This is a genomic window from Halococcoides cellulosivorans (assembly GCF_003058365.1).
GTDB lineage: Archaea > Halobacteriota > Halobacteria > Halobacteriales > Haloarculaceae > Halococcoides > Halococcoides cellulosivorans.
This window is the reverse complement of record NZ_CP028858.1, coordinates 221,190-245,968: the sequence shown is the minus strand read 5'-3', so window position 1 is coordinate 245,968 and position 24,779 is coordinate 221,190. Positions and strand designations below refer to the sequence as shown.

The window sequence follows — 24,779 nt, the reverse complement described above, 5'->3', positions numbered from 1 at the left end:
GCGATCCAGTGAACGCCTGGACGTGTTCGTCCGGAGCCACATGGTGTATGATTGGTGGCTTCGACCAGTTAGTTCTCGCGGGCTAAACACCTCGTTACCTCGGTGCGTACACCCCGAGTCTATCGATCTCGTCTTAGACGAGTGGTCTCAGAGGTACCTCTTTTTTGGGAGGGTTTCGAGCTTAGATGCGTTCAGCTCTTACCCCATGTGGCGTGGCTGCCCGGCAACGCCCTCTCGGACGACCGGTACACCAGTGGCCACCACCCGTAGTTCCTCTCGTACTATACGAGCGTTCCCATCAGGTACCATGACACCCCCAGTAGATAGCAGCCGACCTGTCTCACGACGGTCTAAACCCAGCTCACGACCTCCTTTAATAGGCGAACAACCTCACCCTTGCCCGCTTCTGCACGGGCAGGATGGAGGGAACCGACATCGAGGTAGCAAACCGCCGGGTCGATATGTACTCTTGCCGGCGACAACTCTGTTATCCCTAGGGTAGCTTTTCTGTCATTCATTGCCCGCATCAAGCGGGCAAATGAGTTCGCTAGACCACGCTTTCACGTCAGCGTTCCTCGTTGGGAAGAACACTGTCAAGCCATCTTTTGCTCTTGCGCTCTTCTCCGGATCTCTGTCCCGGATGAGATGGCCTTGGGGCGCGCTCGATATCTTTTCAAGCGCGTACCGCCCCAGTCAAACTGCCCGGCTACCGGTGTCCTCCTCCCGGAGTGAGGGTCGCAGTCACTGACGGGTAGTGTTTCATGGGCGACTCGGCGACGTGCTAGCGCACGCACCTGTGTAATGTCTTCTACCTACCCTGCACATCAGCGACCACGTCCCAGCGACAGCCTGCAGTAAAGCTCCATAGGGTCTTCGCTTCCCCCTGGGGGTCTCCAGACTCCGCACTGGAACGTACGGTTCACCGGGCCCAACGTTGGGACAGCGACGCTCTCGTTAATCCATTCATGCAAGCCGCTACTGAAGCGGCAAGGTACTACGCTACCTTAAGAGGGTCATAGTTACCCCCGCCGTTGACGGGTCCTTCGTCCCATTGTAATGGGTGTTCAGATACCCGCACTGGGCAGGATTCAGTGACCGTACGAGTGCTTGCGCATTTGCGGTCACCTATGTTGTTACTAGACAGTCGGAGCGTCCAGGTCACTGCGACCTGCCTCTTTCCGAGGCAGGCACCCCTTATCGCGAACTTACGGGGCCAATTTGCCGAATTCCCTAACGTCGGTTATTCCCGACAGGCCTTGGCTTACTCCGCCTGGGCACCTGTGTCGGTTCTCGGTACGGACACCATACTGTCTTTTCACGGGCCCTAGGTTGGACTGACTTGCGCTATCCCGCCATTCGTCCGCTTCGTGCCATTACGGCTTCCACGGATTTCGACGGTTCGACCGGGCGAGTGCCCGGCTCAGTCTACCCCAAGGCGTCGACGTTGAATGTATGGTGGCACTGGAATATTAACCAGTTTCCCATTTGATCCGTTCGAATTACGGCGGATCTTAGGACCGGCTAACCCTCGGCTGTCGAACAGTGCCGAGGAACCCTTGCCCTTTCGGCCGTCAGGATTTCAACCCGACTTTCGCTGCTACTACGACCAGGATTTGCGTCACCACGCGGTCCATACGAACTCTCGCCCGTACTTCCACCCGCGCGGAGCGCCGACCTACGCAATCACCCTGTGACGGGTGTGGTCAGGTCTCGGTGGTGGATTTGAGCCCCGATCATTTTGGGCGCCCCGAACCTCGGCCGGTAAGCTGTTACGCTTTTCTTGGAGGGTAGCTGCTTCTAAGCTCACCTCCCGGCTGTCTGGGGCTCGGGACCACCTTTGATCGCACTTAATCCACACTTGGGGACCTTAACCTAACTCTGGGTTGTCTCCCTTTTGGTGCACAGACTTACTCCGCACACCGGACTCCCTGCATCGACGGCGTCTGTAGGTTCGGAGTTTGACAGCCGCGCCGACTCCTCTCGGAGGCGGACACGGCAATCAGTCGCTCTACCCCACAGACTACCTCAGCAGAGGTCATGCTTCGACATGTTTCGGTCGGAACCAGCTGTTGCCGGACTCGATGGGCCTTTCACCCCTACACATGGGTCACGGGAGGGTATTGTAGGACACCATCCCTGGCAGGCCTCCACGTAGCTTTCGCCACGCTTCACCTTGCCCACGCGTAGATCGTCCGGATTCGGGTCGTGTCCGAATGACTCCCCGCCCTTGAAGACGGCGGCCCTGGTGCAAAGCACTGCGGCCATGTCGGTTTCCCTATGCCTTCCCCGATGATCGGGTTAGACTCGCCATACAGACACACTCCCTGGTTCGTTTTTCAAAACGTACGACGGAACACCGGCTCCTCGTGGGTCCTACTGGAGGGTCGCCCCTCTGTCGTTCTCCACAAGGCCTTTTGTGCCCCGTCGCTCCATAACCAGTTGATTTCAGGCTCTATTTCACCTCCCGTTGGAGGGTACTTTGCAGCGTTCGCTCACGCTACTTGTTCGCTATCGGTCTCGGAGAGTGTTTAGCCTTGGCAGTCGATGCCTGCCTCGTTCACGAGGGATTTCCAACCCCCGCTACTCCGGAACTGGCGCACGACGTACTGGTCTGCGGTACGGGGTTATCACCCTGTCTCACGCCCCTTTCCAGGGGACTTCTCGCAGACGGTCGGCCGATGAGTGCCAGCCCACACACCACATTGCCCGTGAGGGCTTCGGTTTGGGCTGTGTCGCGTCCACTCGCGGTTACTAACGACATCACATTCGTTTTCTTTTCCTACCGATACTGAGATGTTTCAGTTCTCGGTGTTCCCCATTGCGCAAAGCAATTGCGAAGAGGAGTTCCCATTGAGGAATCCCGGGTTCTTAGCCTCCGTGCGGCTCCCCCGGGCTTATCGCAGCTTGGCACGCCCTTCTTCGGCTTCCGAGCCGAGCCATTCACCAACTGGCGTAGCAGCCACGTCAGGTGTGGCTTCGGTACTTCACTTCACTGCACTTCGATGAACACGTCCAGTTGACGCCTGGATCGCACGTACACACGGTGTCATCCGCATACCCTCGGTGAGGGGCATGCATCAACCCTTCCCACCCGCGCTCACACGGGGTGGTGCATCGGTCGTCCGTACCCGATCGAACGTCTTCCCACACTTAAGGGGAGCGACTTCGAGTCGGGGACGGTGTATGGACCCACTGGGATTTGAACCCAGGGCCTCCGCCTTGCAAAGGCGGCGCTCTGCCACTGAGCTATGGGCCCGTCCCTGCGGTGTCAGCCTTGATGGTTCTGAAGTGCTCGGTCGGTGAGATCGTCGAGATCCCGAAAGGTGGGCTGGGGCGAACCCCAGTCCCGGTCAGTAGGAGGTGATCCAGCCGCAGATTCCCCTACGGCTACCTTGTTACGACTTAATCCCCCTTGCGGAGCCCAGATTCGACCGTCGTAAGACGGCCTCATCCGGACCCCACTCGGGTGATTTGACGGGCGGTGTGTGCAAGGAGCAGGGACGTATTCGCCGCGCGCTTCTGACGCGCGACTACTACCGAATCCAGCTTCATGCGGACGAGTTTCAGTCCGCAATCCGAACTACGACCGAGTTTCGGGGATTAGCGCTTCCTCTCGGAATGGCATCCCACTGTCTCGGCCATTGTAGCCCGCGTGTCGCCCGGCACATTCGGGGCATACTGACCTACCGTTGCCCGTTCCTTCCTCCGCTTTAGCAGCGGCAGTCCTCCTAGTGTACCCAGCCATCGCAAGATGCTGCTGGCAACTAGGAGTGCGGGTCTCGCTCGTTGCCTGACTTAACAGGACGCCTCACGGTACGAGCTGACGGCGGCCATGCACCTCCTCTCAATGGCTCCAATAAGGTCATCAACCTGATCTTCACTGCACATTGTCGGTGCCGGTGAGATGTCCGGCGTTGAGTCCAATTAAACCGCAGGCTCCTCCGGTTGTTGTGCTCCCCCGCCAATTCCTTTAAGTTTCATCCTTGCAGACGTACTTCCCAGGCGGCTCGCTTCGCGGCTTCCCTGCGGCACAGCGCAGGCTCGTAGCCTGCGCCACACCTAGCGAGCATCGTTTACAGCTAGGACTACCCGGGTATCTAATCCGGTTCGAGACCCTAGCTTTCGTCCCTCACTGTCGGATCCGTCTTCCTGAGGCGCTTTCGCCACCGGTGGTCCGTCCAGGATTACAGGATTTCACTCCTACCCCGGACGTACCCCTCAGGTCTTCCGGTCCCAAGCCGAACAGTTTCCGCCGGACGCCGACGCGTTGGGCGCGTCGATTTCCCGACGGACTTGTGCGGCCAGCTACGGACGCTTTAGGCCCAATAAAATCGGCCATCACTCGTGCTGCCGGTATTACCGCGGCGGCTGGCACCGGTCTTGCCCAGCACTTGTTCCTGTACCACCCTACGGTACAGAAAAGCGAGGGCTATATGCCCTCGCACTCGGAGTCCCCTTATCGCACTGTCGTGCAGTGTAAAGGTTTCGCGCCTGCTGCGCCCCGTAGGGCCCGGTATCTTGTCTCAGATACCGTCTCCGGGCACTGACTTCCATCACCCGTACCGATTATGGGCACGGTGGGCCGTTACCCCACCGTCTACCTAATCGGCCGCAGCCGCATCCTGTGGCGCCGGAGCGTTTCACGGTCCCGGCATTCAAGCAGGGGACCGCTATCAGGAATTAGCCTCAGTTTCCCGAGGTTATTCCAGTCCACAGGGTAGCTTGGCCACGTGTCACTGAGCTATCCGCCACGGGTCTAAACCCGTGCGACTAGCATGGCTCAATCGGACTCCGATAGCAATGGCCTCCGGCAGGATCAACCGGAATGTCCCTGGCAAAGCCAGGGGTTAGGCGGGTCCACACCAGAACTGGTGTGGTGCTATCGTTTGGGAGCTCGACGACACCCGCCGACCGAGTGTCACCGAACCATCAAGGCTGACATCAGATCCCATCTTTACGGCGGACCGCAGGGGTGGAATCCTCATTCCGTTCGGATCGCGTCTTACTCCGGTGAAGGGCATAAACCCTTCGAACCGGCGTGGCGATCCGTGCGGCGGGAGACCGTCCGGCCTCCACCGGCCGCGTTCGCATCACATCCGAGCGCCCCTTTACACTTAAGGGCGTCGGATCGTCCCTCGTCGGATTCGCCCGACGTCGGGCCGTGCGTGTTTATTTCCGAATCGCCCTTACCATATAAGGGCGTCGGATCGATCCGAGTCGGAATCGCGTCCGACGTCGGACCGCGCGTGTTCCACTCCGAATCGCCCGTTCCGTTTAAGGGCGTCGGATCGGAGTGCGTTCGATCGCGTCCGGGCAGACCGTTGCGGGCCTGCGCCGCGACGTATTTCATCCGAGAGGGGGCATGCATATAAGTGCGTCGTCTCGTCGCCGCCCCGTCATGCGATTACAATGGATAGGGGTACGTGAACGACCCACGTTCGGACGGGCGAATCAGATCGGCAATCCTGGCGCTGTGGAACGTCACAAACCGCCCGATACACCGCCGAAAAGCGCCTATTCGAGGTCCGCACCGACGACGGCGTCGATCGACTCGTATCCGTCGCGCTCCATGAGCGTGAGCAGTCCCGTGTTGATCGAGCGGGCGACCGTCGGGCCCCGATAGATCAGGCCGGTGTAGACCTGCACGAGCGACGCGCCCGCGCGGAGCTTGTCGTAGGCGTCCGCAGCGGTGAACACGCCACCGACGCCGACGATCGGTTTGTCCGTGCAGCGGGCCAGCTGACGGACGACTTCGGTCGATCGATCGGCTAACGGCCGCCCGGAGAGCCCGCCTGCCTCCTCCGTGGGCCCCGAGAGGCCCTCGGGCCGGTCGGTCGTGGTGTTCGTCGCGACCAGGCCCGCGAGATCGAACTGCTCGACGACCTCGACGACGTCCGCGAGCGCGGACTCTGAGAGGTCGGGCGAGACCTTGATGAGCAACGGTGCAGCGCCCGCGTCCTGGAGTGTCTCGACGATGGCCTCCAGTTTCTCGCGGTCCTGCAAATCGCGCACGCCCTCGGCGTTCGGACAGGAGACGTTGATCACATAGAAATCGCCCGCGCCCGCGACGCCCTCGTAGCTCTCGCGGTAGGCCGCCGGTTCGTCCTCGGCGTGATCGCCCACCGCGAGGTTGACCCCCACGGGGTGATCGATCGCCCGCCCGCGCAGGCGATCACCGACGACGCGGGCCCCGTCGTTGTTGAGCCCCATCCGATTGATGACGCCCTCGTCCTCGACGAGGCGGAAGATCCGTGGGCGAGGGTTGCCCGCGCGCGAGTCGGGCGTGACACCACCGACTTCGAGGTGTCCGAACCCGAGCGCCCCAAGGGCGCTCGGGAACTCGGCGTTCTTGTCGAAGCCCGCGGCGACGCCGACCGGCGACGCGAACTCACAGCCGAACGCTTCGGTCCCCAATCGGTCGTCCTCGACGGTCAGCGCGGCCCCCATGGCCCGTTCGATCGGCGTCCCGTCGACGAGCCCCAGGCCGCGTGCGACGAGGTGGTGGGCCTGCTCGGGGTCGAGTCGAAAAACCAGTGGTCGAACGGCTTCGTAGAATGTCACTGATCCACCCTAGAAGTCGTGTTCGACGTCATCCTGATCGGCTTTCTGGATGATGATCTTGTTATCACGAACGCGGACGAAGACCTCGTCACCGATCTCCATGCCCGCGACAGACAGTTCGTCCTCGTGGAGATTGATATGGACGTTGTGATACTCGCCGTCCTCGTCTTTGGCCCCACTCGGGCTGAGCTTCTTCTTTCGGACCATCGGGCACTCGTGGGTGCATGCTCGCCGCAGGACGAACTTAAGTGTACCGCGCTCGGTGCGCGGGACGCCAGCGCGCACCCTCGATCGGCCGCCCTGGACGCGTTCGAAGCCCGATCGAGCGGTGATCGACCGGGTGAATACCGACAGCGTATAAACTTCACGGCGACCCCTCCGTCGTCTGGGGGGTATTTTTATTATGAATCCTGCGCTGGGTTTGCATGGAGAGGCCATCCCATGGCACAAGACACCGACAAGCGCAACTTCGCGCTGCGGGAAACTGGCGGCGAGGAACCGAGCGTATTCTCCGGACGAACACCGCGGCAAGCCGCGTTGAAGGCCGCGCGACGGCTGGATCCGGCGGATTCGGAGGTCGCCGCGAAGGCGAACTCGACGACGATCCAGCTCCGCGAGAAGGGCACGACCAAGGTCCACGTCTACGAGGGCTGGGCCTGGAACGAGCGCGCGCCCGACGACAAGCCCGACTGGATGCCCACCGAGATCACCAAGGGCAACGTCTCGAAGGAGGGCGTCGAGCACCTCGAAGAGATCTAGGGTTCGCATCGCCTATCCGTACTCGGCTCCTCCCGTCGGTCGCGCGGCATCCCACGCGGCCGGGACCCGACGTGAGAGCGTGGTATGACCGGTCGCTCTCCGGCCGCGCGACAGTCTTCTGGAGAGCGTCGCCGCTCGAAAACGAATGACTACAGCGCCGCGAGGTCGAACTCGAAGGCCGCGACGGGGACTTCGAGGTCGTGCTCGACGAGCACCGCGGGGTGCAGTTCACCGATCACGCCGACGCGCTCGCCGTCGATCTCGACTGCCGCGACGCGACCGTCGAGGAAGCTCGGATGGTCGATCGGAGGCGTCGCCAACTCGCCACCGAAGTCCGCGACGAGCGCCTGGAGCCGCGATTTCGCGTCCTCGTAGGAGGCGTCGTGACGCGCGAGTGCGCCCGCGACGTGGTGTGATTCCGCGACCCGCGTCGTCCGATCGTCGTCCCGATGGGCGACGAAGCCCACCTCCGCGAGATCCTGTGGGTAGCGTCGGTGCGTGTTGTTCTCGAAGACCTGGACGATCGAGGGCAACAGCCACGTCCGGACGACAGTGTAGGCCTCGCTATAGGGGTTCTTCACGCACGCGGGCGAGTGCGCGCCGAACGCCTCGTCGTCGGGCGCGAGGTCCATCCGGTCGAGGACGTCGGCCTCGCTCGTGAGATGGAAGTTCAGGAGGTCCTGGAAGCCGTGGCCGACGAGCGCGGTCCGGACCGCCTCTTCGAGCCGCGAGCGGTCGTGGCGCCCGCCGATCGTACTCACGTCCGGGTACCGCGAGTCGAGGTCGTTGAATCCGTACGCGCGCCCGACGTCGTCGACCACGTCGACCGGGTGGCGCACGTCGACCCGGTAGGGCGGAATCGCGACGGTATACTCGCCGTCCGAGACGGTGGCGTCGAGGCCCGACCGTTCGAGCAGGTCGATCACACGATCCTCCGCGAGGCCGACCCCGAGCGTGGTCTCGATGCGCTCGTGGGAGACCGTCTTCGTCGTCGTCTCGAAATCGGGCCGGACCAACTCGGCGGGGTACTCGTCGGGGGCGTCCTCGTACTCGACGCGGACGGATTCGATCGTGCCGCCCCGGGCCGACAGCGCATAACAGACGATCGCGAGCATCCGATCGATCGTCCACTGGTCGGTCCCCGTCATCTCGATGAACAGATCGCGCGACTCGGTCGTCACCTCCGTCCGGCGGCCGTTGACCACCGGCGGGAACGAAAAGAGGCCGATCGCGTCGTAGATCGCGGGCACGCGGTCCATGTCTGCGACGAGGCTGGCGTACTCCTGGCCGATGTGGTGGTCGGTGATGACCTCCCCAGGCGTTAGCTCCGCGTCGCCCTCCAGGGGGACGAACCGATCGCCGTCGGGGGCGACCCCGGTGTACGTAATCTGCTTCTCCCCGTCGGTTGGCGCGCCCGATTCGGAATCGTCGCCCTCGTCCGCAGCGATCGATTCGCCTTTCAGCATCGTCAGGTCGTGGACACCGATCGCGCCTTTCGCGCGCTTGCGCCCCATCGTCGCGTGGAGTTTCTCCTGCAACTGGATCAGCGAGTCGAGTGTCGCCTCGTCCAGGTCCAGGCCCCGGACGACCGCGCCGGTGACGTAGGGCCGCTCGTCGGGCACGTCTTCGACGCTGATCGTCCACTCGGGGTCGTTCGTCGGTGGAACGTACACCCCGCGATCGTCGCCGTACTGATACCGCAGCGATCGCGCGACACCCTCGACCGAGAGGCGATCCAGGCGATCGGGCTCGAACTCGAAACGGAGGCCCTCCTCGGTCTCGCCCTCGTATTCGAGGCCGAGTTCGAACAGGTCCGCGCGCAGGTCGTCGTCGCTTTTCTCCTCGTGGCCGGTCAGGTCCCGAAGGTCGTCGGGATCGACGTCGACGGTGGGCATCAGTATCGCACCTCCTCGGTCCGCAGATACTCCAGATCCACGAGCGTCCCGTGGACGTCACGGATGTCCTCGGCCCCCGTGACGAGCATCATCAGCCGTTCGAGCGCGAGCCCCCACGCCATCACCGAACAGTCGACGCCGAGCGGGTCGAGCATCTCCGGGCGGAACAGGCCGGAGTTCCCGATCTCGACGACCTCGCCCGTGACGGGGTGCTCCCCGAACAGCTCGAAACTCGGCTCGGTGTAGGGGTTGTAGGTGGGCTTGAACTCCAGGTCAGTGATCCCGAACTGCGCGTAGAACTCCTCGAAGGTGCCCATCAGATCCCGCACCGAGAGGTCCTCGGCCATCACCCACCCCTCGATCTGGAAGAACTCCAGGAGGTGGGTCGGGTCGATCTCGTCGTTCCGATAGGCTTTCTGCACCGAAAAGAACCGCTGTGGCGGTTCGAGGTCGCCACGCGCGACGCCCGCGAGATGCCGGGCCGAGAGTGAGGTCGTGTGGCCACGCAGGTCGACCTCCCGGGCCATCTCCTCGCCCCAGGGGGAGTGATAGCCGTCGCCGTCCGGGCCGACGCCCTCGCGGTGGGCGCGCTCGACGGCGTCACGCACCTCGTCGGGCAACTCGGCCATCGGCGGCACGTCGAGTTTGAACTGGTCCCAGTGCGTGCGCGCGGGGTGGTCCTGGGGCATATACAGACAGTCGTTGATCCAAAACTCCGCGTCGGCGTGGGGCCCGTCCATCTCCTCGAACCCCATGCCGACGAGGACCTCCTTGACGCGCTCGGCCATCGCGCGCAGCGGGTGCATCCGCCCCGGATCACGCGCGGGCGCGTCGGCTTCGACGTCGTAGGCTGCGAACTCGACGTCGCGCCAGTCACCGCTCGCGAGCAGATCGCCGGTGACCTGATCGACGCGGTCGACGGCCTCCACGCCCTCCATCATCGCGGTCACGCCCGCCTCGGTCAGCGTCACTCGATCGACGGTCCGCTCGGCGCGCTCGATCAGGCCGCGCGATTCGAGGCGATCGAGGACGCCCTCGTCGGCGCTCTCGCCGTCGGCCACCGCCGCGAGCGCCGCCGCCTCCGGGTCGGCGTCGGGATCGGCGTCGCTCGCCTCGACCGCGCCCGCGTCGATCGACCCGTAGCCTTTCCGCGCGAAGTTCGACAGCGCGATGTCGACCGCCGGGCCGTCGAGGGCGGCCGCGCCGAGGAGCGGCCCCATCTCGACAGGATCGGTGTCCGCGCCGGCGTCGACGGCGGCCCGATACAGGCGGACCTCGGGGAGGCCCTCGTCGAGATACTGCTGGCCCTCCGCGGTCACGCTGATCGACACCTCGGTCTCGCTGTCCACGTCGAGCAGGCCCCGATCCGCGAGTTCGAGCGCCCCCCGGCGCGCGGCCGCCGGTGGGACGCCGATATCGTCGGCAATCACCTCGACCGACCGCCGCTCGGTCGCACTCGCGGCGTCGAGGACCGCTGCCTGCGTGTCGGGAAGTTCCATTGGTTGTGATACTGCGGCATCGGCAGTTAACGGTTCTCACTCGGTCTCGGGCCCCGATGGTCTGGTTTTTTGAGCCATGCCGGAGTCCCCTCGCACATGGGCAAATACGAAATCGCCGGCGTGAATCTCAACGACGACGAGTACACCGTCGTCCAGTCGATGATTCGCAACAAGTACCGTGCCGAAGACGCCGCCGGCAACGTCGTACTCCGGGGGAAACAGAAGATGTTCAAGATGAAAGAGGAGTTCCCCTTTACCGACGGCGACGGCACCGAGGTGTTCACCGTCAAAGCCGGGGGGATCATCGACGTCGCAGGCAACTACGTGTTGAGCGACGCCCAGACCGGCGAGGAGGTCGTCGTGCTGGACAACGACTTCTCGATCTTCCAGGACACCTGGCGGGTTCGTGACGCCGACACCGAAGAGGTGCTCGCGAAGATCGACTCCCGCGGCGCCCTGATCACGCTCACGCGTCATTACCTCCCGCTGGGCTGGCTCATCCCCCACAAATACGAGATCACCGACGCCGAGGGCGGCCACGTCGGCTCGATCGAGGGCCGCGTCTCGCTCAAGGATAAATACGACATCACGATCGACGACGCGAGTTCGGTCCCGAAAGAAGCGATCATCGCCGCGAGCATGGTCATCGACGCGATCCAGGGGAACTAGGGTCACCCTCGACAGAGGGTGACCGGAAACTAGGGTCGCGAGCGGTTTTTCGCGACCTACAACGAGGGTCGCGCCCGTCAGGGCGCGACCGGAAAGTAGGGTCGCGCTCGACAGAGGGCGACCAACAATCAGGGTCGTGCCCCCGGGGCGACCAGGAACTAGAATCTCGATCGCCCGACTGCGACCAGCGTCACGACCAGCGCGAGCGCTGCAGCGCCGGCCCCGAAGCCCGGCCCGCCTGCCGCCGTAGGCGTCGATTCGGGCGCGGCGGTCACCGCGAAGTCCGTCAGCGACTGATCGGCCGTCCAGCGCAGTTCGCCGTCGGCGGCGCTGTCCGGCTCGGGCGTCGTCTCGACGGCGGTGTAGCCGTCCGGCAAGTCGACGACGAGCGGACGATTGGACTCGAAGCCCGCGTCGAACGGCTCCGCGAGCCTGATCTGGTCACCGTCGACCGCCGCGAGGCCGTCCCAGGTCACCGAGACCGTGACCGTGCCGACGCCGTCCGCGGTCGACACCGCCGCACGGGGGTCCGAAATCGACATCTCGCGGCCCGTCTGGTTTTCGACGTCGCCCGCGATCGATCGGACCCGGTCAGCGAATCGCTGGGCGGTGGTCTCCTGTGCGGTCGCGTCACCCTGGAGGTCTTCGAAGGCGCCCGCCCGCTCGCCCGCGAGGTCGTACCGGTAGGTCACCGACACGGTCGCCGCACCGTCCGTGTCGAGCGCGACCGTCACGGCCCCGGGGTCGGTCTGCGCGGCAGCGGGCCCGACGGCCACGACCGCGAGGCTCGCGACGCCCACGGCGATCAGCGCGACGAGCAGTTGTGTTCGGATCGTCGAATAGTCCATGTGTTGGCTTCTCAAAGGTCGGTCAAAAAATCTACTGGCCAGTTACAGCCCGGATTCGGACCCGTTCTCGGCCGCGGACTCCGATCCGTCGGTCGCGGTGTCGGTCGCATCGGTGGACTCGTCACCGGACGGACCGCGGTCACCCGGCGGGCCGCGCTCGCCGTCGGTCATGTTCGTCGGTCCGCGCTCACCGCTCTCCGTCCCACCGCGGTCGGCCGCAGCGGGCGGGCCACGCTCGCCACTCGGACCGGCCCAGGCGGGCGGGCCGACGTTCTCGGGCGGGCCGCCGATGGTCCGCGCGATCGCGGCGACTTCGGGGCCAGTCATGTTGTCAGCCCGGTCTTTGAGCATCTGGATCGCCGTGGCGTTCACGCCGTTGGCTTCCAACGTCTCCTCGGGCAGTCCCGCGGCGGTCTCGTTCGTGTCGTTCGCGAGATTGCGCGTCGCGTCGAGTTCCGAACTCAGCTCGGCCATCTGAGCGGAGTAGCGCGAGTCGCTGATCGAGCCGTTCTCGCGGGCGCGTTCGAGTGCCGCCTTGCGCTGTTCGAGGGCGTCGACGCGCTCCCCGATACGGTCGGTCTGATCAGCGACCGCGCGGGCTCTCGCGTCGTCACTCGCTGCGGCGGCAACCCGTAGGCCGAACGCGCGTCGATCGACGATGCCGTCGATCTCGGCGTCCTGCATGCCGACGACGCCAGCGAGGCGAGCGCCGGGCTCGACGGTCGCGTTCTCGCTCGCGTTCGTCGTGTTCGTCTCGGTCTGTGCCATCGCCCCGCCGGTCGCGAGGAGCCCGACGGCCCCCACGACGACCAGCAGTGCGATCAACAGCGGCGTTCGGTGGGTCATTGCATCCTCAGGTAGGAGCCAGAAGGGCATATAAATCCGAGTCCGTCAGCCCGTCTGAGCCCGGATTGGGCCCGATTAAGCCGGATTAAAACCACCAGACAGCAGCGGTTTCGATGCTGATACTGGCATCGGCCGTCGTCGAACGACCGGAACGTTCTTAAGCGGACTCCGGATCCCCGTCGGTCGTCAGTTCGACGACGTTCTCGCGACCGATCCGGAACGTCTCGACGCGCCCCTCGTCGCGGAGGCCGCCGACGACCTGGCTGGTCTTGGCGTCGGTCCAGTCGAGGGTCGCGGCGATGGCCTGCTGTTTCATCCGCCCGTCGTTGGCGTCGAGCAGGCGAACGACCTGCTCGTCGTTTCTGAGCAGCGACTGGTCGAACGGCGGGCCGTCGGCGGTGTCGTCGGCCGACGCGCCACGGTCAGGGTCCGCCGCCGTCTCGTCGACGCCCGCGTGGTCGCTCGACGTCCCTTCGGTCGTGGTCGGGTCCGCGTCGTCGCCGCGTCGGTGCCAGCCGTAGCCGAGCACGACGAGGAGCACGACGAGCGCGAGCGCGATCACCACCAGAGGCCACTGCGACCCCGCGGAGACACCACTCGGGCCCGAAGCGGTGTCCGCGGGCGCGACCGCCACGCTGGGCTCGTTCGGGCCGAAATCGCGAGGCCCGTACCACGTTACACTCCGATTGCCCGCCTCGCCCGACGGTGCGACCCGCGTCGTCTCGTAGTCAGACGGCCAGGCCATCGTGAGCACGGTGTTCGAGTCGAGATAGAGTCCAGAAAGGGCGTCGCCGGCGATCAGACGGTCACCGTCGGCGCGGGCGAACCCAGTCCACTCGAAACGATAGGTCAACACGCCGGTCGAGCGGGGCACGCGCGTAATCCGGGCGTCGGCAGAGACGTTTGCGACGGTCATCGCCCGGCCGGTGTCCTCGGCGGCGGCGTCGACGGTGCCGGACATGCGCTCGCGAAACGCGGTCGCGTACCGGGACTCGTTGTCCCGGACGTCCGCACGGAGTTCCTCGAACGCGGTGGTCTCGTTGTCGGTGTCCAGACGGACGCGATACGCGACGGTCCAGACCGCCGTACCCGACGGCTGGAGGTCGGCCTCCATGAGCACCGTGTCGGCGTCGACGGCCTGGCCGTCCACGGCTGGCGACCAGGCCGCGCCGGCCGTCGCGACGGCGACGAGGGCGACCGCGAGGACCGCGACCGTGACCGTTCGCATCGACGTGGGGTTCGACCGGGCACCGTATAGCCCTTGTCGCCGTCCGACAGCTACTTTCCGCCCGCCGGCCCACGCTATCGCATGTACGTCGGACGATTCGTCGTCGTCGCACCATCACTGGCCGCGTATCGCGTCTCCTCGCGATCGTTCCCGAACCGTCGCGCCCGCGCCCGCGAGGGGGCCGTCACCGTCGAACCGACGCCCGACGCCCCCGAGACATCGAATCCCTACATCGCGTACAACTGTCTGCGAACCACCGATCGCGGTGCCGTGATCGGCAACGGCTCACACGTCGATCCGATCGCGGAGAAACTCGCGCGGGGCTATCCCGCTCGCGACGCGCTCGTCGAGGCGCTGCACGCACTCGATTACGAGAAAGACGACTACGACACGCCCCGCGTCGCGGGCGTCGTCGGGGACGGATCGGCGGTCGACGAGTCGTACGTTGGTGTCGTGCGCCGTGACGCACTGCTGGTCGAGAGCGTCGAGGAACCCACGCTCGTCGCGACCTACGAGAAGAATCGGCCCGAACCGGTCGCGTTCGACGCCGAAAGTGCCGAGGCGGCCGCTCGCGAGGTCTACGAGATGGACTTCGAGCACCCGATCGCCGCCGCGGGCGTCGCCCGCACCGACGCGGGCTTCGAGACGGCGGTCGTCAACGAGTGAGTCGGGATCGAGCGCGACCCTCACCCGGTGATCGCGGGGAGTCGGGCGACGAAATGCGCGAGATGGATCCGGTCGTTCGTCCCGGTTTCGAGGTCGAGATCCACGTCGGCGGCCAGTTCGACCACGCGCGCGAGGCGATCGCCCGTATACCGTGACCGGGCCGCCCCGAGCAAGTCGCCGAGCAGTTCCTGGCCCGAGTAGCCCTCGTCGATCAACTGATCGTCGATCAGCCCACGGGCGTCCTGAAACCGCTGTTCTTCGGCGGCCTGGAGGATCTCGGCGGCGACGTCGTCGGTCTCGACCGCCGAGAGCGTCTCGTAGGCCGTCTCCATGGTGATCGCGTCGGCCTCGACCGAGATCGTCTGGGCGGACAGAATCGCCCGGCGGAGGTTACCGTCGGCGTAGCCCGCGACGTACTCCAGGCCGTCGGCGGTCCGATCGACGCCCTCGCGCTCGCAGATCGTCTCCAGGACGCCGACGATCTCCTCGATCGTGGGCGCACGAACGGTGACGGGGTAGCATCGCGACCGGATCGGCGGGATGACCGCGCCCGGGCGACGCGTCGCGAGGACGAACTGCGTGGCCTCGTGGTACCGCTCCATCACACGCCGGAGCGCCTGCTGGAAGTCCTGGCGCATCGCGCCCGCGTCGTCGAGCAAGATCGTCTTGTACGACCCGGCGACGGGCGGATAGCTCGCGATCTCGGTGAGGACGTGGTTCACGAGATCGGCCTTCGAAGAGGTCCGCCGGCGTGTCGTATCGATGAAGCTGCCGAATCGGGGGTCGTCTTCCAGCTCGGATTTCGTCATCGCGAACAGATCGTCGACGTTGATGACGACGAAGTCGTTCTCGGGGTCGTCGTGGGCCGCTCGGGCGAGCGCGCCGACCGCGGCGGTCTTGCCCGCGCCGCGGGGGCCGTAGACGAACGCGTTCATCGGCTCTTCGAGCAGCGTCCGGCAGTGCTCGCGCACCTCGGCCTGGGGGAGCTCCTCGATCGACGGCGCGTGCGTACTCGTCCACAGCGGCCCCTCCATACCCCTGGGTCGAGCGCCACAGAAAAGAAGGCGTCCATCGCGGGCGGGCCGCAGTCGCGGGTCCGAAGAGGCGAATCGACTATTTGGCGGTGCTCAGGCCATCGGGATCGACTGCTCGGCTTCCAGCAGTTCGTGGTATCGATTGCGGATCGTCACTTCCGAGATGTCAGCGACTTCGCTGACGGCGGCCTGAGTGGTCTTCTCGTTGGTCAACAGCGAGGCGGCGTAGACCGCTGCCGCCGCGAGGCCGACCGGCGATTTCCCCGAGTGGACGCCTTTCTCTTTGGCGTTCTGCAGCAGTTCGCGCGCACGGTGTTCGGCCTCCTCCGAGAGGTCGAGATCAGAAGCGAAGCGCGGCACGTAGCTCTCGGGGTCGGCGGGCTTGACTTCCAAGCCGAGTTCCCGGACGACGTAGCGGTAGGTGCGGGCGATCTCGTCTTTCTCAACGCGGGAGACCTCGGTGATCTCGTCGAGACTCCGGGGGACGCCGGCCTGGCGCGCGGCGGCGTACACCGCCGAGGTGGAGACGCCCTCGATCGAACGACCGGGGAGGAGATCCTCGTCGAGTGCGCGCCGATAGATCACGCTGGCGGTCTCGCGGACGTTCTCGGGCAGGCCGAGCGCCGACGCCATCCGGTCGATCTCACCGAGGGCCTGTTTGAGATTGCGCTCTTTGGAGTCACGCGTGCGGAACCGCTCGTTCCACTTGCGCAGGCGCTGCATCTTCTCGCGCTGGCGCGCACCCAGGGAGTTGCCGTAGGCGTCTTTGTCACGCCAGTCGATGTTGGTCGAGAGTCCCTTGTCGTGCATCATGTTCGTCGTGGGCGCGCCCACGCGGGACTTCTCGTCTTTCTCCTGGGCGTCGAACGCGCGCCACTCGGGCCCACGATCGATCTCGCCGCTTTCGACGACCAGTCCACAGCCCTCACAGACGGTCTCGCCGTGTTCGTCGTCGACGACCAGTTTGCCCGAACACTCGGGACAGACAAGATCGCTCTCTTCGGTCTCTTCTTCCTCTTCGACGGTCGACTGGGATCGGAGTGAGGTCTCGCTCATGGCTAAGAGTGTGCTTCCCGGCAGGCCGCCCGAGAACCCGGAAAGCGGTTCGGTGAAAGAGCGGTTTGTTAGAATCCTATTTAATGGTTGTGGTATCAGGTCGAGAATCCGACGATCGATCGGTCAATCGGGCGATCGGTACCGACCCACACGCCATTTAAGTCAGTCGTCGGTGACCGCCGCCTCGTCGGCCACGTCCGGCGCTTCCGAGACCGCTTCGGTGAGTGAAACGTTCAGCCAGAGCATCGAGACCAGACCGCCCGCGACGGTGACGGCGTTTTTCACTGCGTGATCGAGGATCGCCGCGCCCAGCGCGACGGGGACACCGAGGCCCGTGAGTGCGACGACGATCACGGTAAAGGCCCCCTCGTACAACCCGAGGCCGCCCGGCGAGAGCGGAAGCACCTTCGAGAGGTTGCCCACGCTGACCGCGAAAAAGCCGACCGCGAGCAACGTTGCGGGCGCGACCGCGACGTCGAACGCGACGAGCACGAGCACCGCGGTGATCACGTCGATCGTCCAGATCGCGAGACTCGTCGTCCCCACGAGTGCGAAGGTGCGCCCGTCGCTGGTGACGACCTGGACGTCCCCGACGAACTGGCGGATCTGATCCGCGACCCACCGGGCATAGGAGTCTTCCGACAGCGAGTGGACGACCCGCCCGATGTAGTTCCGGTCGGTCCGCGCCGAGACGAGGATGGCGATCGTCGCCCCGACGACCGCGAGCGACACCGCGGCGGCCGCGACCATCGCCACCTGCGCGCTCGCCTGGCGTTCGGCCTCCAGGCCGACCCCCTCGGTGAGTGCCGTCACGAGCGCGTCGGCACCACCGGTCGCGATCACGCCGAGCAAGACGACGCCCGCGAGCACCGCGATCGTGAGCAAGTCGAACACGCGTTCGACCGCCAGCGACGCCGCTCCCGAGGGGTAGGGCACCCCACGGCGGGCCTTGATGACGTACGCGCGGATGGCGTCACCCATCCGGGCGGGGATGATCAGGTTGCCCGTCTGGCTGATGAAGATCGCGCCCGTCAGGAACGCCCAGTCCTCGCGATAGCCCTGTCTGACGAGGATGTCCCGGTACCGAGTCCCGCGCAGCGGCCAGGAGGTGACGTAGACGAGTGCCGCGAGACCGACCAGCGCGGGGTCGGCCTGGCGGAGTTCGTCCAGGACCGCCCCGAAGTCCAGATACTGGGGCATCACGAGGAGGACGGCGATCACGAGCAGCGTGCCCGCGGCCATCGACCGCCGCGGCGTAATCTTCGGGCTCACCCGGAGTTGCCACGCCGTCCGCGCGATCTGACTGCCCATCCCGAAGACGTCACGCACGAGATCAACTTTCGAGTCGCCTTTTGGCTCCCAGTCGACGGCGATCTCCCGAACCTCGTAGCCCGCACGCTGGGCGCGCACGAGCACCTCGGTGTCCCAGAACCAGTGTTCGTCCTCGACGTCCGCCAGGATCTCGAACAAGACCGCGCGATCGAACGCCTTGAACCCACACTGGTGGTCCTGGACCGTCGACCCGATCAACGTCCGCACGAGGAGGTTGAACCCCAGACTCGGAATCGAGCGTTTGTGCGGTCGGTCGGCCTGCGCGCCGGGCGTCAGTCGCGACCCGATCGCGATGTCCGCGGTGCCGTCGTGGACCGACCCCACCACCTCCTGGAGGTGGACCATGTCGGTCGCGAGATCGGTGTCGAGATACGCGACGGTCTCGCCAGTCGAGGCCCTGAATGCGTGTTCGAGAGCGCCGCCCCGACCCAGGCGTTCGTCGCTGTGGACGTGTCGCACGCGGTCGTCCTCGCGAGCGAGTCGATCCGCGATCTCGGGTGTGCGGTCCTCGCAGCCGTCTTCAGCGACGATGACCTCGAACCCGCCCGCGGGATCGTACGCCTCCAGCGTCTCGACGGTGACCGCGACGGTCTCAGCGATGCGGTCGGCCTCGTTGTACGCCGGCAGGACGACGCTCACCCCCCGATGAGCGTCCATTGGCTCATCTAAGGCGCGTGACGACAAAGAGTGTTCCGGGATTTGACCTCCTCACCCCACGCGGACGAACGGATCGAGGACGCCCGGCACGTCGTCGGGCGATTCGTACGGGCGATCGACCACGAGGTCGCCCGCCCGAGAGCGCGTGACACCCGGCAGCGTGGCAAGTTCGTCCATCGAGGCCGCGTTCGCGTCGAGCGGGTAGGGCACGCCCGTCACCGACCGGAAGCCGTGGTCGGTGATCGCGATATCGAGGGTCCGACCCAGATCGCGCTCGCCCGGAATCCCGACCAGCAGCGGGTACGTCCCGAGTTGGCGGCCGAACGTCGTGCCCTCCTCGTGGTATTCGAGGTGAACGTCCTCCAGAACGGTCCCCGGCGGGACGACCCGTTCGAGCATCGGCCGATCGACCGTCTCCCGAATTTCGCGTTTGTACGCCCGGAAGCGGTCCTGGTTGGCGACCGCAATCTCCGTCCCCACCTCGGCCATCTCGGTGCCTTCGAAGGTCATCACCTGCCGGACGTTGATCCGCCGGACCATCAGGCCCGCGTCGAGCACCCGCTCCAGAAACCGCTGGTTGTGCGCGAACGTCTCCTCGCGTTCGCCCTTCAGCCCGTGGAGCAGGTTGATCCCCGGGAGGAGTTTCGGAAGGCGCGTCGTGTCGTCGCCCGTCTCGGGGCGCCAGCCAGCGACCTCGTTGACGATTTCGATCGCCCGGAAACACTCGTCGGCGGAGACCTGCAGATCGTTTTCGTCCTGCACGACGGGATCGGCCGATTCGAGGCCGAACGCCGCGGTGTCGCCCGCCGTGTTGTACTCCGCGATGGTCGCCAGCGCCTCGCGCGATCGCTCGGGGAACTCCACGATCGTCCGGGGGTTGACGTTGTCGAGATGCAACGTCTCCAGATCGGGGACGGCCGCACGGATCCCCCGGTAGAGCCGTTCGATGGCCGCTGGGTTCGGTTTTCGCCCGTGATCGTACGCGAGCAGATCGGCCTGTCGGCCCAGGCGAAAGGATCGGACGCCGTGGTCGGCCAGCGCGTCGACTTCGTCGACGATCGATTCGGCGTCCCGGAAGGTCGCGTCGCCGTACAGCGGTTCGGTACAAAAGGAACACCGGTAGGCACACCCCCGCCCGGTCTCGATCTCACAGATCAGGTAGTCGGGATGGGTGGGGTGTTGCTCGACGATAAAGGCGCCCTCGCGGGCCCACCGGGAGGATTCTTCGAGGTCGCGATAGCGGTGTTCGACGCCCGACAGGTCGTTGAGAGCGAGGTCGTGAGCGGCGGCCTCGACGTCCGCGCCCGCGACGTAATCGAAGTCCAGGTCGTCGCGTTCGGTCTCGGTGCGCCCCTCGGTGTCGCCCACCCCGAATCGAACCGGCCCGCCCATGAGTGTCGTCCCGTCGGCGGTCCAGGCCACTTCGCGGGCCTCCTCGGGAGTGGCAGGCGTCCCGCCGACGTACTGGCCCGGGACGGTCATCCCGCCGACGTACACCACGAGGTCGGCGTCCGCGACGTCACCCCAGCGCTGGCGCTCCTCTCTGAGCGCGTCGATCGTGTGGTAAGTGATCGCACGTCTCTCGACGCCCGCGTCCACGAGCGCGCCCGCGACGTACCGCGGATACGTCGAGATGTAGGGCGGCACGCCGAAGTGGGCCGGCTCGTCGACGTAGCCGTCGACGATCGTCACGTCGGTCATGGCCGCCCCGTACCGGGCGCGGGCGTATATACCGTCGGTTCGGCGGATCGGTCGCGGCCCTTCTCGCCGCCCCCGAGTCACGGATGGACGGCCGGAACGCGAGCGCCGCCCCACCGCCATGTTGATGGGAGGGGCCTGCGACCACACGCCCATGGTGGAGCGACACACGACACGGCGGGCCCTGCTCGCCGGCCTCGCGGGGACGATGGCGATCGGCGCTGGCTGTCTCGACGGCGACGACGGGGCCCCGGCGAACGAGACGAACGGGACGAACGCGACCGTCGGCTCTCCGACGGCGGCCCTGACCGCCGACCCGGTCGAGACCACCGGGCCGCGACCCCAGGGAGCGGACCGCCTGGCGGCGGCGGGCACCGAGACCGCGTTCCCGACCTTTCGGTACGCGGGATCGAACTCTGCCACGGCGGACGAGGCCACCGAGTTGCGCGCACAGCCACGCCGGGTCTGGAGTCACGAACTCCCGGGCGAGACGTTCGCGCCGATCGTCAGCGACGGGCTGGTCTTCGCCGCGCTCAAGGGGTATCGCGACGACCAGCCCTCGCTGTTCGCGCTCGCGGCGGACACCGGCCGCGTCGTCTGGTCGGTCGATCTGGGGACGGCGGCGACCGGGCCGCCGACGCTGCATCGCGACACCGACGGCACGCGCCGACTGGTCGTCGCCACGCGAACGGGCTATCTCGTCGCGCTCAACCCGGTGACGGGCGAAGAGGACTGGCGAGCGGACGTCTCCAACGAGCGCGCGCTCGTCCCCCGGCCGCGACTCTCCGATCGGATCGTCAGCGGTGGGCCCGAACGCCTGGTCGAAGTCGACGTCGCCGACGGAAGCGAGCGCTACTCGCGGTCGATCGACGGCGAGATCGCCGCCCCGCCCGCGACCACCGAGAGCCGGATCGTCGTCGTGACCCGGGCCGGCGACGGCAACCGCGACGTCGTCGCGATCAACCCGCTCCAGGACCGAGAGGACTGGCGCTCGACGAGCGTGTTCGCCGGCCCGTACGCGCCGGTCGTGCGCAACGGCCTGGTGTACGTCGTCGGGCAGCGCGGCGTCGAAGCCCGGGACGTCGCCCGTGGCACCCAGCAGTGGACGCAACGCGCCTCGACGGCCGCCACGCCCGCCGTCACGTCCTCGCTGGTCGTCGTCCGGACCGACGCCGACGTCGTCGCCCTCGACGCGAGCCACGGCCGCGAGCAGTGGCGACAGACGGTCGGGTACGCCGAGGATCCGCCCGCGCCGACCATCGGCGGTGGCACCGTCTACGCGGGCGGGTACGACACCCACCGCGAGTCCATGGCGATCGACCTCGGATCGGGGCGGATCCTCTGGACCGCCGGACTGGACTCGGGGTGGGCGACGACGCCGCCAATCCCGGTCGACGTCGGCCTGTTCCAGGGGACCGGCGGGAGCGCGAACAAGCCCTACGAGATCCACGCGTTCACCGACTGGGAGTGATCGCGGGCGACCCCGCCGAGGGTGGATTATAAGACAGCGCCGCTCGTAGCGCCCGCCATGACGAACCCACGCGATCTCGCCCGGTCGATCGGCCACCAGGTCAGCCAGTCGATCGGTCGTGCGATCTCAGAGGCTCAGCGCCACCGCCCGCTCCCCGCCGACCTCCTCGAAAGCGACGAGGCCTATCTCGCCGTCGTCGACGCGCCCGGGGCGACCGCCAGCGACGTCGCCGTCCGCGTCACCGACGGGCGAATCGAGGTCCAGATCGACCGCTTCCGGGAGTTCCGCGAGGGTTTCGAGACGGTGTTCCCGGGCCGTGCACTCGCCCTCGACGGCAGCGTCGAGTTACCGCCCGGGGCCGACATCGACACCGACGACGCGACGGCACGACTCACCGATCACGGCACGCTCGAAATCGAGATTCCGAAAGTCGAGCGCGGCACCGACGTCCCGATCGATGCTGGCGACGCCGACGAGACGGCGGCCGACGACGAGAGTGGCTTCGAGAGCATCGACGACGGTGACGACGATAGCGGCGCCACGGGAGCAGACGCCGCGACCGACGGCGATGACGCCGGCGAGAAAAGCGACGACTGACCCGGTTCCGAGCGCCGTTCTCGTTGCTCCATCCGAGTCAGTCGATCGGTAGATCAGGCTCAGGCCGGGCGGGACGGAGTCGGGAGCCACCGGCCGACCCGGGCCGCCTGACGCACGATCGCGTCGCCACCCTGGCGGCCCGCTCGAAGGACCGTCCAGACGGACAGCACCGTGAGGTACACGACGCCGAGGACGGCGACTGTCACGATCGCTGGCACCGGCCCGTCCGGATCCGCGAGTCCACGCATGGACCTATCTTTGCCAATGGCCCACATAGTCGTTGGCCCCCGAGAATCAGATTCGATAGTTCGAGAGTGCCGGCCGGGGACGTCGCCGTCGTCGAACCCAGCGCAGGACAGCGCCAGGCCGTCGTGAGTGGCCGAGACCACCCAGGACGCACCACTGCCCCAGTTCTCACGACCGTGCCCAGAACGCACCACCGTGCCCGGGACTCCGCTACGCGTCGTCCGCCAGCGTGCTGAAGAAAAACGAACTGAAGACAGCCTGGAGACCCAGGACGATGGCGGTAAAGGCGACCACGTCGGCCCCCACCAGCGGGAGGCGCTGGAAGCCGCTCGCGGCCCAGCGGCCGACGAGCCAGGCCCCGTAGCCGCCACCGACCGTGAGCAAGGCGAGGCCGGCGACGACGCCGTGTTCCAGGCGCAGGCGATCGACGATGGCCGTCGTGATCGCGTCGCGCGGTTCGTTGACGGGGTTGCCCGCGAGGCGGGCGAACACGCCGAAACTCGCGATCTGAAGGCCGACGATCGTCGAGAGACTCCCCGCGATGATCGAGTGCGTCCCGAAGGAGACGTCACCGACCGCGACGCCGGTGCCCGCGAGCGCCATCACGACTGCCCCGAGCGCGATCAGCGCCGCACCGGGGTACAAGAACAGGTACCCCGGGGCGTTGACCAGCATGAAACGGACGTGTCGCCAGCCGTCACGGAAGCTGTTCAGGGTGGCGTCACCCTCGCGCTCGTGGTAGGTGATCGGCACCTCCTCGATGGTCAGATCGCGCGCGCCCGCCTCCATGACCATCTCCGAAGCGAACTCCATGCCCGTCGTTTCGAGGGCGAGTTCGTCGAGGACGGACCGATCGAACACCCGAAAGCCGCTGTGGCTGTCCGAGACGTTCGTGTCGTAGAAGGCGTTGAGAAACGCCGTCAGCAGCGGATTGCCGACGTACTGGTGCAGCAGTGGCATCGCACCCGGCTCGATCTCGCCGTTCAGCCGCGACCCCATGCAGATGTCCGCGTCGCCCTCCGCGACGGGTTCGAGCAGGCGGGGCAACTGGCTGAAATCGTAGGTCGTGTCGGCGTCGCCCATCACGACGTACTGCCCACGCACGCGCTCGAACGCATACTTGTAGGCGTTGCCGTAGCCCGGTGCGTCGGGTTCGACGACGATCGCACCCATCTCGCGGGCGATCTCGGGGGTCCGGTCGTCGGAACTGTCGCTGACGACGATTTCGCCGTAGGTTTCGGCGTCTGCGAGCCCCTCTTTGATCCACTCGATACACGTCGCGATCCCGCCCGCTTCGTTCAACGTCGGCATGACGACGCTGATCGTCGGCGTCACGTCGCTGTCTGGGCCGACGAGATACTGTTCGCTCGGTTCGGTCGTGTCGGCGCGATCCTCGCTGGAGGGCTCGGCCTGTGGCTGTTGTACAGCTCCCATCGTGTCCTCCGTCACGACCCCGTCGCCACCCCCGAACGGTGGCGGCCCAACCCACGCCGTGGCGGTCCCGTCCCCCGTTGAGACGCCGGACCGATCGACGCGGCCGTTGGGACACCCGGTCGCTGAGACCGGTGTCTGCCACCCGCTCGGCGGGTCGACGACCCCACCCGCGAGGTCGTGATCGTTGTCTTCGAACAGACTCCGACGCTACTTGAGTTATTCGGTGATGTTGAAACAACCCTCTCAGAGATAGAAGACAACCCACCGCGTGGTGAGCGTCCGA

The 24,779-nt window shown here is 66.1% G+C and carries 18 protein-coding genes, 1 tRNA gene and 2 rRNA genes; 5 read left to right on the top strand and 16 right to left on the bottom strand.

Going from position 1 to position 24,779, the window contains the following annotated elements:
- Positions 1–49 precede the first annotated feature (49 nt).
- The 5 genes from HARCEL1_RS01205 to HARCEL1_RS01185 all read right to left on the bottom strand — a co-directional run bounded on the left by HARCEL1_RS01205 (position 50) and on the right by HARCEL1_RS01185 (position 6,768).
- Positions 50–2,968 (bottom strand): 23S ribosomal RNA (locus tag HARCEL1_RS01205).
- A 216-nt stretch (positions 2,969–3,184) separates the two neighbouring features.
- Positions 3,185–3,256: transfer RNA gene (locus HARCEL1_RS01200), tRNA-Ala, on the bottom strand.
- A 99-nt stretch (positions 3,257–3,355) separates the two neighbouring features.
- A 16S ribosomal RNA gene (locus HARCEL1_RS01195) occupies positions 3,356–4,827 on the bottom strand.
- Together the 16S and 23S rRNA genes with 1 tRNA gene alongside form the textbook arrangement of a ribosomal RNA operon.
- Before the next feature lie 687 nt (positions 4,828–5,514).
- Positions 5,515–6,561 carry a quinone-dependent dihydroorotate dehydrogenase gene (locus HARCEL1_RS01190; RefSeq protein ID WP_108380801.1) on the bottom strand — a complete coding sequence of 349 codons (1,047 nt, stop codon included), beginning with the start codon at positions 6,559–6,561 and terminating at the stop codon, positions 5,515–5,517.
- 9 nt (positions 6,562–6,570) lie between these two features.
- Positions 6,571–6,768 (bottom strand): hypothetical protein, encoded by a 198-nt coding sequence (locus tag HARCEL1_RS01185; protein ID WP_108380800.1) that lies wholly within the window; start codon positions 6,766–6,768, stop codon positions 6,571–6,573.
- A gap of 234 nt (positions 6,769–7,002) precedes the next feature.
- Between HARCEL1_RS01185 and HARCEL1_RS01180 the strand changes: the two genes are divergently transcribed.
- Positions 7,003–7,320, top strand: coding sequence for a non-histone chromosomal MC1 family protein (locus HARCEL1_RS01180; RefSeq protein ID WP_108380799.1), 318 nt, complete (start codon positions 7,003–7,005; stop codon positions 7,318–7,320).
- 149 nt (positions 7,321–7,469) lie between these two features.
- Here the strand turns inward: HARCEL1_RS01180 and pheT are convergent, their stop codons facing one another.
- Both pheT and pheS read right to left on the bottom strand, forming a co-directional pair.
- Positions 7,470–9,215, bottom strand: a complete 1,746-nt coding sequence (gene pheT / locus HARCEL1_RS01175; protein ID WP_108380798.1) for a phenylalanine--tRNA ligase subunit beta — start codon at positions 9,213–9,215, stop codon at positions 7,470–7,472.
- Positions 9,215–10,714, bottom strand: coding sequence for a phenylalanine--tRNA ligase subunit alpha (gene pheS / locus HARCEL1_RS01170; RefSeq protein ID WP_108380797.1), 1,500 nt, complete (start codon positions 10,712–10,714; stop codon positions 9,215–9,217). Before pheS ends, pheT begins: the two co-directional genes overlap by 1 nt.
- Before the next feature lie 96 nt (positions 10,715–10,810).
- On the opposite strand from pheS, the gene HARCEL1_RS01165 reads away from it, so the two are divergent.
- The gene (locus HARCEL1_RS01165) at positions 10,811–11,383 is read left to right on the top strand and encodes an LURP-one-related/scramblase family protein (RefSeq protein WP_108380796.1); all 573 of its coding nucleotides are present in this window, start codon (positions 10,811–10,813) and stop codon (positions 11,381–11,383) included.
- A 158-nt stretch (positions 11,384–11,541) separates the two neighbouring features.
- Here HARCEL1_RS01165 and HARCEL1_RS01160 read toward each other — a convergent pair whose 3' ends face one another.
- From HARCEL1_RS01160 to HARCEL1_RS01150, 3 genes are all read right to left on the bottom strand, one after another.
- The gene (locus HARCEL1_RS01160; RefSeq protein ID WP_108380795.1) at positions 11,542–12,231 is read right to left on the bottom strand and encodes a DUF7345 domain-containing protein; all 690 of its coding nucleotides are present in this window, start codon (positions 12,229–12,231) and stop codon (positions 11,542–11,544) included.
- A gap of 42 nt (positions 12,232–12,273) precedes the next feature.
- Positions 12,274–13,077 carry a DUF7096 domain-containing protein gene (locus tag HARCEL1_RS01155; protein ID WP_233357371.1) on the bottom strand — a complete coding sequence of 268 codons (804 nt, stop codon included), beginning with the start codon at positions 13,075–13,077 and terminating at the stop codon, positions 12,274–12,276.
- A gap of 157 nt (positions 13,078–13,234) precedes the next feature.
- The gene (locus HARCEL1_RS01150) at positions 13,235–14,305 is read right to left on the bottom strand and encodes a helix-turn-helix transcriptional regulator (protein WP_108380794.1); all 1,071 of its coding nucleotides are present in this window, start codon (positions 14,303–14,305) and stop codon (positions 13,235–13,237) included.
- 81 nt (positions 14,306–14,386) lie between these two features.
- Here HARCEL1_RS01150 and HARCEL1_RS01145 point away from each other — a divergent pair, with 81 nt between their 5' ends.
- On the top strand, positions 14,387–14,971 hold the full coding sequence (locus HARCEL1_RS01145; RefSeq protein ID WP_108380793.1) for an IMP cyclohydrolase: 585 nt from the start codon (positions 14,387–14,389) through the stop codon (positions 14,969–14,971).
- 20 nt (positions 14,972–14,991) lie between these two features.
- Here the strand turns inward: HARCEL1_RS01145 and HARCEL1_RS01140 are convergent, their stop codons facing one another.
- The 4 genes from HARCEL1_RS01140 to HARCEL1_RS01125 form a co-directional block, all read right to left on the bottom strand.
- A complete protein-coding gene (locus HARCEL1_RS01140; RefSeq protein WP_108380792.1) occupies positions 14,992–16,005 on the bottom strand; it encodes an AAA family ATPase in 1,014 nt (337 codons plus the stop codon).
- A gap of 93 nt (positions 16,006–16,098) precedes the next feature.
- On the bottom strand, positions 16,099–17,061 hold the full coding sequence (locus tag HARCEL1_RS01135) for a transcription initiation factor IIB (protein WP_108380791.1): 963 nt from the start codon (positions 17,059–17,061) through the stop codon (positions 16,099–16,101).
- Between the two features lie 162 nt (positions 17,062–17,223).
- Entirely contained in the window at positions 17,224–19,050 is a 1,827-nt protein-coding gene (locus HARCEL1_RS01130) for a flippase-like domain-containing protein (protein ID WP_108380790.1), read from the bottom strand.
- Positions 19,051–19,101: 51 nt separating this feature from the next.
- Positions 19,102–20,751, bottom strand: coding sequence for a radical SAM protein (locus HARCEL1_RS01125; RefSeq protein WP_108380789.1), 1,650 nt, complete (start codon positions 20,749–20,751; stop codon positions 19,102–19,104).
- A 151-nt stretch (positions 20,752–20,902) separates the two neighbouring features.
- Here HARCEL1_RS01125 and HARCEL1_RS01120 point away from each other — a divergent pair, with 151 nt between their 5' ends.
- Positions 20,903–22,219: an outer membrane protein assembly factor BamB family protein gene (locus tag HARCEL1_RS01120; protein WP_159076967.1), complete on the top strand. Its 1,317-nt coding sequence runs from the start codon at positions 20,903–20,905 to the stop codon at positions 22,217–22,219.
- Between the two features lie 57 nt (positions 22,220–22,276).
- Positions 22,277–22,816 (top strand): Hsp20/alpha crystallin family protein, encoded by a 540-nt coding sequence (locus HARCEL1_RS01115; protein ID WP_108380787.1) that lies wholly within the window; start codon positions 22,277–22,279, stop codon positions 22,814–22,816.
- 59 nt (positions 22,817–22,875) lie between these two features.
- Here HARCEL1_RS01115 and HARCEL1_RS01110 read toward each other — a convergent pair whose 3' ends face one another.
- Both HARCEL1_RS01110 and HARCEL1_RS01105 read right to left on the bottom strand, forming a co-directional pair.
- Complete coding sequence (locus HARCEL1_RS01110; RefSeq protein ID WP_108380786.1) at positions 22,876–23,064, bottom strand: hypothetical protein; 189 nt, start codon at positions 23,062–23,064, stop codon at positions 22,876–22,878.
- A 208-nt stretch (positions 23,065–23,272) separates the two neighbouring features.
- Positions 23,273–24,496 (bottom strand): glycosyltransferase family 2 protein, encoded by a 1,224-nt coding sequence (locus HARCEL1_RS01105; protein ID WP_108384028.1) that lies wholly within the window; start codon positions 24,494–24,496, stop codon positions 23,273–23,275.
- Positions 24,497–24,779 lie beyond the last annotated feature (283 nt).

Coding starts and splice junctions, on each gene's coding strand:
- HARCEL1_RS01185 (WP_108380800.1), bottom strand. CDS start 6,768: ATGGTCCGAAAGAAGAAGCTCAGCCCGAGTGGGGCCAAAGACGAGGAC.
- HARCEL1_RS01180 (WP_108380799.1), top strand. CDS start 7,003: ATGGCACAAGACACCGACAAGCGCAACTTCGCGCTGCGGGAAACTGGC.
- pheT (WP_108380798.1), bottom strand. CDS start 9,215: ATGCCCACCGTCGACGTCGATCCCGACGACCTTCGGGACCTGACCGGC.
- pheS (WP_108380797.1), bottom strand. CDS start 10,714: ATGGAACTTCCCGACACGCAGGCAGCGGTCCTCGACGCCGCGAGTGCG.
- HARCEL1_RS01165 (WP_108380796.1), top strand. CDS start 10,811: ATGGGCAAATACGAAATCGCCGGCGTGAATCTCAACGACGACGAGTAC.
- HARCEL1_RS01160 (WP_108380795.1), bottom strand. CDS start 12,231: ATGGACTATTCGACGATCCGAACACAACTGCTCGTCGCGCTGATCGCC.
- HARCEL1_RS01155 (WP_233357371.1), bottom strand. CDS start 13,077: ATGACCCACCGAACGCCGCTGTTGATCGCACTGCTGGTCGTCGTGGGG.
- HARCEL1_RS01150 (WP_108380794.1), bottom strand. CDS start 14,305: ATGCGAACGGTCACGGTCGCGGTCCTCGCGGTCGCCCTCGTCGCCGTC.
- HARCEL1_RS01145 (WP_108380793.1), top strand. CDS start 14,387: ATGTACGTCGGACGATTCGTCGTCGTCGCACCATCACTGGCCGCGTAT.
- HARCEL1_RS01140 (WP_108380792.1), bottom strand. CDS start 16,005: ATGGAGGGGCCGCTGTGGACGAGTACGCACGCGCCGTCGATCGAGGAG.
- HARCEL1_RS01135 (WP_108380791.1), bottom strand. CDS start 17,061: ATGAGCGAGACCTCACTCCGATCCCAGTCGACCGTCGAAGAGGAAGAA.
- HARCEL1_RS01130 (WP_108380790.1), bottom strand. CDS start 19,050: ATGGACGCTCATCGGGGGGTGAGCGTCGTCCTGCCGGCGTACAACGAG.
- HARCEL1_RS01125 (WP_108380789.1), bottom strand. CDS start 20,751: ATGACCGACGTGACGATCGTCGACGGCTACGTCGACGAGCCGGCCCAC.
- HARCEL1_RS01120 (WP_159076967.1), top strand. CDS start 20,903: ATGGTGGAGCGACACACGACACGGCGGGCCCTGCTCGCCGGCCTCGCG.
- HARCEL1_RS01115 (WP_108380787.1), top strand. CDS start 22,277: ATGACGAACCCACGCGATCTCGCCCGGTCGATCGGCCACCAGGTCAGC.
- HARCEL1_RS01110 (WP_108380786.1), bottom strand. CDS start 23,064: ATGCGTGGACTCGCGGATCCGGACGGGCCGGTGCCAGCGATCGTGACA.
- HARCEL1_RS01105 (WP_108384028.1), bottom strand. CDS start 24,496: ATGGGAGCTGTACAACAGCCACAGGCCGAGCCCTCCAGCGAGGATCGC.